Source organism: Oxalobacteraceae sp. CFBP 8761 (assembly GCA_014841595.1).
Lineage (GTDB): Bacteria > Pseudomonadota > Gammaproteobacteria > Burkholderiales > Burkholderiaceae_D > Telluria.
The window spans coordinates 567,771-581,218 of record JACYUE010000001.1 but is presented as its reverse complement, the minus strand read 5'-3'; the positions used below and the strand labels follow the sequence as shown (position 1 = coordinate 581,218).

Sequence of the window (13,448 nt, the reverse complement as noted above, 5' to 3'; positions counted from 1 at the left end):
CCACCATGCCTGAACACGATTCCACTTCATCCCGGCAGGACCACGCCGCCATCGTGCGCGGCCTGTACCGGGGCTTCCTGGGCCGCGAGCCCGATCCGGCCGGCCTGGCTTACTGGAGCGCGCGGCTGGCCGAAGGCGCCGCCGCCGACGAATTGCTGGCCGCCCTGATGGCGTCGAGCGAATACGGCCTCGGTCACGGCGCGCCCGGTGCGGCCGGCATCGATGCCGTCAAGGCGCAGGTCGCGGCCGCCGCTGCGCCGCTGCTGACACGCCCGCTCACCGTGGTCGACATCGGCGCCCAGGAATTGGAAAACGAAGACCACGTGTATGCGCCGCTGACGCGCCATGGCCTGCCGTATCGCATCATCGGCTTCGAGCCGCAGCAGGACAAGATCGACGCGAGCCGCCGCAACAACCCGGACAGCCACGTCACGCTGTACCCGACCTTCATCGGCGACGGCGGCCAGCACACCTTCCACATCAACAACGACGACGCCACGTCGTCGCTGCTGCCGTTCAACCGGACCCTGACCGCGCAACTGCGCGACCTCGATCACCTGGCGACGGTGCAGACCGAGAGCGTGGCTACCAGCCGCCTGGACGACGTGCTGGCGGATGCCGGCCCGATCGACTTCCTGAAACTCGACATCCAGGGGTTTGAGCTGCCGACGCTGCGCCACGCGACGGCGGTGCTGGCGCGGACCAACGTCGTGCACTGCGAAGTTTCGTTTGCGCCGATCTACGCAGGACAGGCGCTGTTCTCGGAGATCGAGACGCTGCTGCGCGCCGCGGGCTTTTACCTGCTCGACTTTTCATCGCTGTGCCGTTACCCGAGCGCCGGCAGCGCGGCGCGCTCGCGCGACCGCCTCGGCTGGGGCGACGCGGTGTTCGTGCGCGAAGCCACGGCGCAGCAGGATCTGCTGGCGCAGGCACTGGTGCTGCTGCTCGTGTATGACAAACCGTCGGCCGCGCATGCGCTGGCGCGCCAGGCCGATGCCGCCGGCGCCGGTACTGACGCCGGCAATACGCCACTGGCCCACCTGTTCGGGCAGGCGCAGGCATGAAAGACCGCATGAGCTATTTCATCTCGTATTCCCAGAACAATGAAGACGTGCTGCTGTGGCGCGCGCTCGGCCACATCAAGAATGGCTACTACATCGACGTCGGCGCCAACGACCCGGTCGAGCACTCGGTCACCAAGGCGTTCTACGACGCGGGCTGGAACGGCATCAGCATCGAGCCGCTGCCCTCGTTCCACCAGGCCTTCGAAGAGCAGCGCCCGCGCGACGTCAACCTGGCCGTTGCCGCCGGCGCCACGGATGGCGAACTGACGCTGTACGACGTACCGGCCGTGCGCGGCTGGGCCTCGCCCGAAGCATCGGTCGCCGAGATGCACCGCGCCGAAGGCCATGACGTGGCCGAGATCACGGTCCCCGTGCGCACGCTGGCCGGCATCTGCGCCGAACACGTCCGGGGCGAGATCCATTTTCTGAAGATCGACGTCGAAGGCTTCGAAGGCGAAGTGCTGCGCGGGATGGACTTCGGACGCTGGCGCCCATGGGTGCTGGTGATCGAGGCGACGCTGCCGAACAGCCGCGAAACCAACCACGCCAGCTGGGAGCACATGGTGCTGGGCCAGCGCTATCACTACGCCTGGTTCGATGGCCTGAACCGGTATTACGTGGCCGAGGAACATGCCGCGCTGATGACGCAGCTGGACATCCAGCCCAACGTCTTCGACGGCTTCGTCTCGCACCATCTCGAGAAAGCCTGGGCCAGCGAACATGCACTGAACAAGGCGCTGGGCGAATCCAACGAGCATGCACGTGAACTGACCGCCAGGATCAATCACGTCGAATCGCGCGAACAGGCCTTGCACGGCCACCTCGAGCGCGTCGATGCGCAGGCCAGGGGCCTGCTCGAGCAGCTCGACGGCGCCTACCGCCGGCTCGACGAAGCCAATGCGCGCGTCAATGACCTGGGCGAGCGGGCCGACCACGCCACGCGCCGCGCCAGCGAAGAAGCGCAGCGCGCCAACGACGCCGAACAACGCAATGCGGCACTGACCCACGACCTGGCCCAAGTCCATGCGCAGGCCGAACGCCTGACCAACTGGGCCAAGGGCATGGAAGCGCACATCGTCGCAATCCAGCACAGCACTTCGTGGCGCGTCACGCGTCCGCTGCGCCGCGCCGGGACGGCGCTGCACGGGCTGCGCCGCCCGCATCTGCTGCGCCGCGTCGTCACGCGCCTGACCCGCATCGAACTGCTGCGCCGCACGCTGATCCCGGTGCTGCTGCGCTTCCCGTGGCTGGCCCGCCGCGTGTCGGTGCAGCTGGCCACGATCAAGCAGACGGCCCCTGCGCCGCTGCCGGCGGACGTGCCGCCCGTGCCCGACGAACTGCGTGGCCTGCCAGAGTCGGTCCGCACCGTGCTGGCCGACCTGCAGCGCGCCCGCAATCTTCCTACAGGCAGTTGAACTCCATGCGTATCGTTATCGACCTTCTCGGCGCCGCCGACCGCGCCAGCGTGCCGGCGCCGGCCCTGGCCTTGTCCACTGCCCTGGCACGCCTCGCGGCCGCCGACAGCCTCCATCACACGCTGTGGATCGCGGCCCCGCTGCACGACACCGTCACCCTCGAACTGCTGCGCCTCGAACCGGCGCTGGCGGCCCGCGTGCGCGCATTCGACCTGCCGGCCGGCCCGGTGCATGCGCTGCTGCGCCGCCATGCCGTGGCAGGCCTGGCGCCCGACGCGGTACTGGCCATCGGCGCCGGCGCCAACGCCGCAGATGCTGATGCGCCGTATCCGGTGCTGGCGCACGACGCCGCCGACACCGCGCAGGATGCCGCCGGCCTGCTGGCGCGCTTGTCCGCGCTGGGAGAGGCACCGGCCCGGCCGCTCCCGACCGGGCGGCCGAAGCTGGCCTATGTGTCGCCGCTGCCGCCCGTTCATTCGGGCATCGCCGACTACAGCGCCGAACTGGTGCCCGAGCTGGCGAAATACTACGACGTCGAACTCGTGGTCGCGCAAGAGACGATGGTCGACGCGCGCCTGGACGGCATGCTGCTGCGCGATCCGGCCTGGCTGCGCGCCCACGCGCACCAGTTCGAACGCGTGGTCTACCACTTCGGCAATTCGCACGCCCACCAGCACATGTTCGAGCTGGTGCGCGACGTGCCAGGCGTCGTGGTGCTGCACGACTTCTTCTTCTCGGGCGTGCTCGACAACCTCGAACGCGAGCAATACCTGCCCAAGGGCTTCCTGCGCGCGCTGTATGCGTCGCATGGCTACTCGGGCCTGCTGTCGCACCGCAAGGAAGGCCGCAACCCGTCGATCTGGAAGTTCCCGCTCAATAAGGGCGTGCTCGATGCCGCCAATGGCGTGATCGTGCATTCCGACTTTTCGCGCCAGCTCGCCGCCGAATGGTATGGCGACGGCGCCGCCGACGACTGGCGCACGATCCCGCTGCTGCGTGGCCGGCCGGACGGCTGCGTCACCGACGAAGCCTGCCACAAGGCGCGGCGCGCCGCGCGCAAGCGCCTGAAACTGGCCGACGACGATTTCGTCGTCTGCACCTTCGGCATGCTGGGCAGTACCAAGCGCAATGCCGAACTGCTCGACGCCTTCCTGGCCTCGCCGCTGGCGGCCGATCCGCATTGCCACCTGGTGTTCGTCGGCGCCAACGATCCCGGCCCGTATGGCGAGGTGCTGGCGAAAACGATCAAGGCCAGCGCCGCGGCCGCGCGCATCCGCATCACCGGCTTCGTCGATGCCGGTGCCTACGCCGACTGGCTTGCTGCCTGCGACGGCGCCGTGCAGCTGCGCGGCGTCACGCGTGGCGAGACGTCGGCCTCGGTGCTCGACTGCCTGCTGTACGGCGCGCCGACGATCGTCAACGCCCACGGCTCGACCGCCGCACTGCCGGACGACGTGCTGATCAAGCTGGAAGACCGCTTTGCCACCGCCGACCTGGCTGCAAGCCTGGGCCGCCTGCGCCTGGACCGCGGCCTGCGCGAGCGCCTGTCGCAGCACGCCCTCGAATTCATGGCGGCCCACCATGCGCCGGCGCAAGTCGGGCGCCAGTACGCCGAAGCGATCGAAGCGTTTGCGCACAACGGCCGCGACGCCGTGTATCGCCGCCTGGTGACGCAGGCCGCGCCGCTGTGCAGCGCGGCCGACCTGCCGGCGCTGGCCGCCGCGATTGCCTTCAACCGCGCGCCGACGCCGCAGCGCCAGCTGCTGGTGGACGTCTCGGCGTTGATGCAGTCCGACCTGCGCACCGGCATCCAGCGCGTGGTGCGCAGCATCCTGCGCTCGATGATCGCCAATCCGCCGCCGGGCCTGCGCATCGAACCGGTGTATTCGCACGGCGGTAACCAGCCGTATATCTACGCGCGCAGCTTCGGCATGAAGGTCGTCGACGAAACCGACCTGGTGCTCGAGGACGCGCCGGCCGACATCCGCCCGGGCGACATCTTCTTTGGCCTGGACCTGTTCACCAACGGCACGTCGCAGAACGAAGAACGCCTGCTCGACATGCGCATGCGCGGCGTCGAGGTGTACTTCGTCATCTACGACGTGCTGCCGATGCTGCGTCCGGAAGTCTTCCCGTTCGGGACCGAGCAGTATTTCGGCGACTTCCTGCGCACCGTGCACAAGGTGGCCGACGGCGTGCTGTGCATCTCGCGCGCCGTGGCCGACGAATTCGCCGGCTGGATCGCCAGCCAGAATCTGACGCGCACCACGCCATTCAAGCTGGCCCACTTCCACCTCGGCGCCGACATCGACGCCAGCGCGCCGAGCTTCGGCCTGCCGCCGGAAGCGGACCACGTGCTGGCCGAACTGGCCGCGCGCCCGAGCTTCCTGATGGTCGGCACGGTCGAACCGCGCAAGGGCCACGCCCAGGCGCTGGCCGCATTCGAGCTGCTGTGGGAAGCCGGCGTGGACGTGAACCTGGTGGTGGTCGGCAAACAGGGCTGGATGGTCGAGAAGGTCTGCGAACGCATGGCGGCCCATCCCGAGAAATCGGTGCGCCTGTTCTGGCTGCCGGGCATCTCGGACGAGATGCTGCTCAAGCTGTACGCTGGCTCCGCCGCCCTCCTGGCGGCCTCCGAAGGCGAAGGCTTCGGCCTGCCGCTGATCGAAGCGGCCCAGCATGGCATCCCGATCCTGGCGCGCAGCCTGCCGGTGTTCCGCGAAGTGGCGGGCGAGTACGCGTCGTACTTCGATGGCCTGGCCCCGAGCGACCTGGCCGACGCCATCACGGCCTGGCTGGCGCTGCACCGCGAGGGCAAGGCACCGGCGTCGACCGGCATGCCGTGGCTGACCTGGGATGGCAGCGCGCAGCAGGCACTCGATGCGCTGGTGCGACAGCGCTGGTATACAACCCTGCCGGGAAGCAAACCAGTAGTCAACTCAACAATAAATACCCGATAATGCACTCCTTGACCGATTCCCCCGTGAACGATATGAACGTTACCGCCCCGGCAGCGCCACTGCCCGCCCTCGCGGCGGCGCAGATCGCAGTCGTGATCCCGAGCTACCGCGTCACGCGTCACATCATCGGCGTCATCGCCGGCATCGGCCCTGAAGTGTCGCGCGTCTACGTCGTCGACGACCGCTGCCCCGACGGCAGCGGCGCGTTCGTCACCGCAAACTGCCACGACCCGCGCGTGACCGTGCTGACCCACACCGAGAACCAGGGCGTGGGCGGCGCCGTCATGACCGGCTACCGCGCCGCGATTCTTGATGGCGCCACCGTCATCGTCAAGCTCGATGGCGACGGCCAGATGGACGCGTCGCTGATCCCGATGTTCGTCGCACCGATCCTGGCCGGCGAAGCCGACTACACCAAGGGCAACCGCTTCTTCGACCTGGAGCGCATCGGCGCGATGCCGCCGATCCGCCTGTTCGGCAACGCGATGCTCTCGTTCATGACCAAGCTCTCGTCGGGCTACTGGCATCTGTTCGACCCGACCAACGGCTACACCGCGATCCATGCCGATGCGGCGCGCTACCTGCCGTTCGAGAAAATCAGCAAGCGCTACTTCTTCGAAAGCGACATGCTGTTTCGCCTGAATACGCTGGGCGCGGTGGCGGTCGACGTGCCGATGGACGCGGTCTACGGCGACGAGGTGAGCAACCTGAAGGTCTCGCAAGTGATCACCGAGTTCGCGGCCAAGAACGTGCGCAACTTCTTCAAGCGCCTGTTCTACAACTACTACCTGCGCAACCTGTCGGTGGCGTCGCTCGAACTGCCGATCGGCGTGGCCCTGAGCATGTTCGGCACCGTCTTCGGCATCACCCACTGGATCGCCTCGGCCCAGAGCGACGTCGCCACGCCGGCCGGCACCGTGATGCTCGCTGCCCTGCCCGTGATCATGGGCGTGCAGTTCATCCTGGGCTTCCTGAACTACGACATCGCGTCGGTGCCGACGCGCCCCCTGCACAAGAAGACGCTGTTCCGGCGCCGCAGCAATGGTTGAATCGGCGCGCCTGCGCCAGTTCTTCATCTACGTCGCCGGGGGGCTGCTGTGCGCGGCCATCGACGTCGGCCTGATGCACCTGTTGATCACCAACGGCGTGCACCCGGCAGGCGCGGCCAGCGTCGGTTTTGTTGCGGGCCTGGTGGTGAACTACGCATTCCATAGCAAGGTCACGTTCTCACAGGCCGCCACGAAGGCGAGCTTTGCGCGCTATATGTGCGTGGTGGGCCTGAATTACTGCCTGACGCTCGGCTGCGTTGCGCTGGCCGTGGCCATGTTCGACAGCCCGATGGCCGGCAAGATCGTGTCGCTGCCGCTGGTGGCGGTCAATGGCTATCTGCTTGGCCGGTTCTGGATTTTTCGCTAATCGCGGCGCGCGGCGCCGCTTCACTCACCACGATGGATACCACGATGCTGCCTGCGTCCTCCCCCCTTGCCGCGCCTGTAACGACCAGGCGCGACTGGCTGATCCTGGTCGCGGTGCTGGGCGCGGTGTTCGCCTGGCTGCTGTACCGCAATCTCGGCCTGAACCCGGCCATCTTTGCCGACGAGTGGTACTACAGCAAGATGGCGCGACTGGTGCCGCTGAGCGAGTCGATCCTGCCGTCGTACCTGTACCTGTGGGTCTTCAGCGCCAGTTCGTCGTGCGGCACGGGCTTTCTTGACTGTGTCCGCATCGGCAATGCGATCCTGTTCGTTGGCGCCGGACCGTTCATTTACCTGATCACGCGCACGGTGGCGCGGCCGACGATGGCCGTGGCCGTGACGGTGTTCTCACTGCTGGGGCCGGTCAACCTGTACACCGCGTTCTTCATGCCGGAAGCGACCTATTACGCCGGCTTCATCGTCCTGAGCTGGGTGCTGCTCACGCGGTCAGGCTGGGGCTGGGCGCCGATGAGCGTGGCCGCCGGCCTCGTGCTTGGCATGATGAGCCTGGTGAAAGTGCACGCGATGTTCCTGCTGCCCGCTATTGCGCTGTTTCTGGTTTGCGCCGGCTGGCTGCAGGCACGCCAGCCGGGATCGCGCCATTGGCTCGTCACCGGCCTGGCCGGCGCCGTGCTGTGCGTGGCGGTCACGCTGGCGGTACGCTTCGGCCTGGGCTTCCTGCTCGCCGGCGCACCGGCGCTGAGCGTGTTCGGCGATTTTTATAACAACACCGCCAGCTCGAGCACCACGCGCTCGGTGTTCCACCTCGTCGCGCCCGGCTTCATCAACGGCCGCGGACATGTGATGGTGCTGGCCTTGCTGATGCCGCTGCCGATGGCCTTGCTGCTGCTGTCGGTCGTCAGCCGCAGCACGCGCCGCGAAGCCAGCGCGCCGTTCAACCGTCTGGCGCTGTACACGCTGCTGGTGCTCGGATCGACGGTCGGCATGACGGTGGCCTATACCGCCTCGATCGCCGGCGTCGGCCCGCTCGAAGTCATCCGCCTGCACCTGCGCTATTACAGCTTCACGTTCCCGCTGCTGCTGGCGCTGGCCGCGGCCATCGTCGGTGTCCCGGCAAGCATGACGGCCGGGCGCGCCCGCACCGTCGTGGCGCTGATGGTGGGCGCCGCCGTCCTGGCTGCCCTGGTGATGATTCCGCGCTACGCCGCCACCGATATCGACGGCCCTGAAATCGCCGCCATCCATCTGGCCAGCTGGACCGGCTGGGTCATCGTCGCCCTCGACCTGATCGTGCTGGCATTGTGGGCGCGCGGTTCGCGCTGGGCCGGCTCGGCCTTCCTGTTCGTGGCGCTGCCCGCCATGCTCGTGCTGGGTACGCACGCGACGGGGAACTACCTGCGCCAGCTCGCACCGCCAGGCTGGCCACCGGATAACGCCGGCAAGATGGCGCGCGACACCGTGCCGAAGAACGAGCACAAGCTGATCACCATCGCTGCAGACAGCGTGATGGACATCATGCGCGCGCAATTCCACATCGACGACAAGGACGCCGGCATGCTCGAGCTGGTCAAAGGCGCGCCGATCGAACACTACCAGCTGCCGGCGCGCCACAAGTGGCTGCTGGTCGTCGGTGACCACGCGCTGCCCGATGGCGTCGAGGTCGTCTCGAAAACGAACGAGTATGCGCTGGTGAAACTGGCGTCGGACTTCCAGCCGATCGGCTCCGTCGAACTGTCCAAAGCGTATGGCGCGGGCAGCATGCTGACGCAGGTCGACGGCCTGTCGGTTTCCGAACCGTGGGGCCGCTGGTCCGACGCCAAGCAGGTCGTGCTGCACTTCGACCGCCCATTGCCGGCGCAACTCGACGTCATCCTGAAAGGCCGCGCGTATGCCGACAACACCAATCTGCCGTTCACGATGCGTGTGGGCAGCGGCGACGCTGCGCCGAGCGCCACCTTCCGCCTGCCGGCCAGCTTCCAGGAAGTGCGTCTGCGCTTCGTCACCGACGGAACGCAGCGCACGCTGACGATCGACGTGCCGCGACCGATTGCGCCGAGCTCGCTGGGCGAGTGGCCGGACAACCGCGAACTCGGCATCGGTATCGCCGAAGTCAGCATCGGGTCCAGCGCCGCCAGGTAGGCGCGTCAGCGATACAAGCCACGGCATCGGCGGCAGCGTCGCCGATGCCGTCCGTGGTTCCACTGTCCCTTGCCGGGAGTGCCATGATCTCGTCCACCTTTGCGCGTGCGCGCGGCGCACTGTTCCTGGCGCTCGCCGCCACCCTCATCCTCGTCTACCTGCGCAACCACGGCCTGTATCCGGCCGTCTTCGCTGACGAGTGGTACTACAGCAAGATGTCGCGCCTGATGCCGCTGGCCGATTCGCTGCTGCCGTCCTATCTGTACCTGTGGCTGTTCAGCGCCACCAATGCCTGCGGCGCCGGCTTCCTCGAGTGCGCCCGGGCCGGCAACCTGCTCCTGTTTGCGGCCGGCCTTCCCTTCGTCTATCTGGTCGCGCGCCGCTTCACGACGCCGCCCTGGGCCGGCCTGATCACGCTGCTGGCGGCGGCCGCACCGCTCAATGTCTACACGATGTACTTCATGCCGGAAACCACCTACTGGTTCGGTTTCTGCCTGCTCGGCTGGATTGTGCTGACCCGCACCGCATGGCACCTCGTTCCGCTGGGACTGGCTGCCGGCATCGTGCTCGGCGCGATGAGCCTGGTGAAAGTGCATGCGCTATTTTTGATCCCGGCGCTGGGCCTGTACCTGCTGTATGCGAGCTGGTTGCAGGGCGGCGCCACGCTGCAGTGGCTGGCACGTGGCCTGGGTGCGGCGCTCACGGCAACTGTCATGACGGTGGCACTGAAATTCGGCCTTGGCTGGCTGCTGGCCGGTGACGCCGGGCTCAGCCTGCTTGGGCCGTTCTATCAGGGCAATGTCAGCTCGGGCAGCACGACGGTACGCGCATCACTGCTTGCGCCGGTCCTGACCAGCGCCCTTGGTCACCTGATGGCGCTGGCGGTGCTGCTGGCCGTGCCGCTGGGAATCCTGGTCCATGGCGTGGCCACCGGTTCGCTCGGCCGCAGCGCGCCTGGCGCCAACCGCCTGCACGCCTACGTCTTGCTGATGCTGGGCGCCGCGCTCGGCATGACGGTCGTCTACACGGCCACGCTGGCCGATCGCGATGCGGTCGAAGGCATGCGCCTGCACCTGCGCTACTACAACTTCGTGTTCCCACTGCTGTGGCTGGTGGTCGCCGCCAGCCTGCGCACGGATCCCGGCGCCGGCCCGCGGGCACGGTGGTTGCGCTGGGCGCTGGCGCTGGTCCTTGGCCTGCTGGTGCTGCTGGCCTTCAACAGCCTGCCGGCCTACGCGCCCTCGATTGTCGACGGTCCCGATATCGCCTCGATCAACATGCGCTCGACATCGGGCCACGTCACGGTGGTACTGCAACTGGCGCTGCTGGCAGCCTGGGCCAGCGGGCGCTTCAATGCGGCGCGGCTGTTCTTGCTGGTGCTGCTGCCGATCACGGTCCTGATTGGCCAGGACCGCATCGCCAAGTCGGCGTCGGCGCACCGCGCCAGCAGCCTGGGCGACCGCGCCGGCGCGCTGGTGCTCGCAACCGTGCCGGCGGCCGAACGCGGCCGCATCATTCTCGCCGGCGCCGATGCGATCGTGCCGCATATCATGCGTGCGCAATTTACCATCGACCGCGCCGACACCACGATGCTCGTGCTCCCCGAAGGTGCGCCGGTGCCGATGCAGCAGATCACCGCCGGGCAGCAATGGCTGCTGGTGCTGGGGCAACACGCGGCGCCGCTGGGCATCGTGATGGGGCAGACCGATGAAATGACACTGCTGCGCCTGCCGCAACAGCAGGCGCCGTTCGTGCACGCCAGCCTGGCCGCACCGCTCGACGGCGGGCCATTCACAAAGGTCGAGGGATTATCGGTGAGCGAGCCGTGGGGCCGCTGGTCGGATGCGAAACAGGTGGTGTTCCATTTCGAGCAGCCGCTGCCGCGCGGGCTGGTCGTGGTGCTCAAGGCGCGTGCCTTCGGCATCAATGCCACGCTGCCGTTCACGTTGCGGGTCGGCGATCAAGCCACGCAGTTCAGCGCCGGGCCGGGCTTCGAGCAGATCAATCTGTACCTGACGACCGATGGCGCCCAGCGCAGCCTGAGCATCGAGGTACCACAGCCGACATCGCCGGAAGACATCGGGACGCCCGGCGATCCGCGCAAGCTCGGCATCGGTATCAGCGAGCTGAGCCTGCGTGAGTCTCGCGTGCCGGCGCCGCTGCCTTGAGCCGTTGCTCTTCGGCGAACTTGGCACCGATGTACAGGTCGCCTTCATAGGTCAGATGGCTGATGTCGCGATACATCAGCTTGTCATCGATCATCGCCTTGCAGCGCGTCGCATCGCACAGGTACTTGACCGGGTCGAACACGGTGATCGACGGGAACTCCTTCAGAACGGAGGCCACGATGTCCCGGTGCGCGCCATAGGCTTTCTGGAAATCGCTGGCATCCATCGCGCACTCGCGGTTCGTGGTCGAGCTGGCGACGCCGGCGCGTTTGATGCACGCGCGCGGCTCAAAGTTCAGCAGCGGCACGTCGTAGAAATAGACGACGTGCTTGCCGGCATCCAGGAAGGTCTTCAATGTGTTGCGCAATTTATCGACGTACTGCTTGCCGTCTTCCCATTCGATATGGTGCTTCAGAGCCGTGGAAATGACGACGGTCTTGATGCTCGGCGTTGACAGCGCAAGGTCGAGCATCTGCGGCGTGGCTTCCTGGTAGTGGTCGTTGGGTTCGGGCTTGACGCCAAAGTACGGAATCCGTGTGCCCAAAAACAGCAGATTTTCGCCTTGCCCGGCATAGTATTTCGTCAGGCCGGCCACGACGTGATAGGCATGACTGTCGCCGATCAGCGCCACTGTCGGCGGGCGATCGACCTGCGCCAGCAGGCAGTATTTGTAGACCGTATCGAATCCAAACCGCTTCTTGCAGGCGGCAACGTTCGCGGTGTCTTCGACCAGAACCAGCGCACCCTGCAGATTCGCATTCTCGACGATGTGCGGTCGCGCCGGCATGCCTTTCTTGTTGTATACCCAGTTGCCGAAAGCACCCAGCAGGACGATCAGCAGCGCCAGCACGATCGCAACCGTGTTGCTGCGCTGGCCGCGACGGCGGATCGGTTGCTCGACCAGCTTGAAGGTCAGCCACGCCAGCAGCAAGGCCACCAGCACTGCCCCAATGCGAATCTTCAGTGCCGGTACGCCCGACTCGACGATCTGCGCGAATGACAGCAGTGGCCAGTGCCACAGATACAGCGGATAACTGATCAGACCGATCCACACGATGGCCCGGTTCGACAGGATGACGCGGTTGAACCAGGCCCGCGGGCCGGCAGCGATCAGGCATGCCGCGCCGAGGGTCGGCAGCAGCGCCCACCAGCCAGGAAAGCCCTTGCCCCCCCGCACCAGCGCGCATGCCAGGACGATCAGGGCCAGACCGGCAAGCGACAGCAGATTGCGGCCGATCGCACTGTCCGAATCGAACAGGGGCCGGCTGTCCACACCCGTTCCGCTCGCGGCGGGCCGGCGCACGCTGCCGAACGACACCGACACCTTTTGCAGGGACAGATGGGCGAGCAAGGCGCCGATCAGCAATTCCCACGCACGGCTGGCGATCGAATAGAACGTCGCGCTCGGATAATTTTCAATGAAGGCAACGTTGACCAGCATCGAGGTCGCCAGCAGCGTGACGGTCACCCAGAACAGGTTGAACCGGAACCGGAATGCCAGGGCCAGCAGGATCGGCCAGGCAATGTAGAACTGCTCTTCGATGCCCAGTGACCAGAGATGCAGCAGCGGCTTGGTTTCGGCAGCGGTGTCGAAGTAGCCGACCTCAAACCACAGGAACACATTCGACAGGAAGGTCGAGCCACCGACGATATGCTTGCCGAGCATCCTGAATTCATCGGGGAACAGCGCGATCCAACCAAAGGCCAGCGTTGCGGCCATCACCAGGATCAGGGCCGGGAAGATGCGCCTGGCGCGGCGGGCATAGAAATGGCCGTAGCTGAACGTTTTTGTTTCAAACTCGGCAATCAGGATCTTCGAGATCAGATAACCGGAAATCACGAAAAAGATATCGACGCCAATGAAGCCCCCAGGAATCAGCGTGGGGAAGGCATGAAACAGGACGACGATGGCCACTGCAATGCCGCGTATGCCATCAATGTCTGCGCGATATGGCAAATGTTGAGCAGCGACGATTGCCTGACGATCAGTATGCACGAGAACTCCGAAGAAAATAGCTTTAAGGCAAGATTATCGCATGGGGTGATTGTTACCGAAAGGTATTTGCCAGCATGGGACCGCAAGCTGTGTCTTTTTTGTGGGGCTGCTCGATTGCCTTCCCGTGCGCAGGGCGGCAGATCGGAACGGCGTACACCGCAGCGTCACCGCTTCCTGCACTGACTGCGCCTTTTTGTGCGCTCACGAACGGAATCCACCACGCTCGGACAGTTATATTCATTGCCATACCCCGAGATGCGTCTTCAGCGC

9 protein-coding genes are annotated in these 13,448 nt (G+C 66.3%); 8 read left to right on the top strand and 1 reads right to left on the bottom strand.

What is annotated here, in order from left to right; genetic code table 11:
- Positions 1–5: 5 nt before the first annotated feature.
- The 7 genes from IFU00_02675 (at position 6) to IFU00_02645 (ending at position 11,182) form a co-directional block, all read left to right on the top strand.
- Positions 6–1,064, top strand: a complete 1,059-nt coding sequence (locus tag IFU00_02675) for an FkbM family methyltransferase (GenBank protein ID MBD8541184.1) — start codon at positions 6–8, stop codon at positions 1,062–1,064.
- 8 nt (positions 1,065–1,072) lie between these two features.
- Complete coding sequence (locus IFU00_02670; GenBank protein MBD8541183.1) at positions 1,073–2,479, top strand: FkbM family methyltransferase; 1,407 nt, start codon at positions 1,073–1,075, stop codon at positions 2,477–2,479.
- A 5-nt stretch (positions 2,480–2,484) separates the two neighbouring features.
- Complete coding sequence (locus IFU00_02665) at positions 2,485–5,439, top strand: glycosyltransferase (GenBank protein MBD8541182.1); 2,955 nt, start codon at positions 2,485–2,487, stop codon at positions 5,437–5,439.
- A 32-nt stretch (positions 5,440–5,471) separates the two neighbouring features.
- Positions 5,472–6,488 carry a glycosyltransferase family 2 protein gene (locus tag IFU00_02660; protein ID MBD8541181.1) on the top strand — a complete coding sequence of 339 codons (1,017 nt, stop codon included), beginning with the start codon at positions 5,472–5,474 and terminating at the stop codon, positions 6,486–6,488.
- Positions 6,481–6,855: a GtrA family protein gene (locus IFU00_02655; protein MBD8541180.1), complete on the top strand. Its 375-nt coding sequence runs from the start codon at positions 6,481–6,483 to the stop codon at positions 6,853–6,855. Before IFU00_02660 ends, IFU00_02655 begins: the two co-directional genes overlap by 8 nt.
- 44 nt (positions 6,856–6,899) lie before the next feature.
- Positions 6,900–9,014, top strand: a complete 2,115-nt coding sequence (locus IFU00_02650) for a hypothetical protein (protein ID MBD8541179.1) — start codon at positions 6,900–6,902, stop codon at positions 9,012–9,014.
- Between the two features lie 83 nt (positions 9,015–9,097).
- Complete coding sequence (locus IFU00_02645) at positions 9,098–11,182, top strand: hypothetical protein (protein MBD8541178.1); 2,085 nt, start codon at positions 9,098–9,100, stop codon at positions 11,180–11,182.
- Here IFU00_02645 and IFU00_02640 read toward each other — a convergent pair.
- The gene (locus tag IFU00_02640) at positions 11,133–13,121 is read right to left on the bottom strand and encodes an acyltransferase (protein ID MBD8541177.1); all 1,989 of its coding nucleotides are present in this window, start codon (positions 13,119–13,121) and stop codon (positions 11,133–11,135) included. The two genes, IFU00_02645 and IFU00_02640, sit on opposite strands and share 50 nt — an antisense overlap.
- Here IFU00_02640 and IFU00_02635 point away from each other — a divergent pair.
- The gene (locus tag IFU00_02635; protein ID MBD8541176.1) at positions 13,074–13,361 is read left to right on the top strand and encodes a hypothetical protein; all 288 of its coding nucleotides are present in this window, start codon (positions 13,074–13,076) and stop codon (positions 13,359–13,361) included. The genes IFU00_02640 and IFU00_02635 overlap by 48 nt on opposite strands.
- Positions 13,362–13,448: the final 87 nt, after the last annotated feature.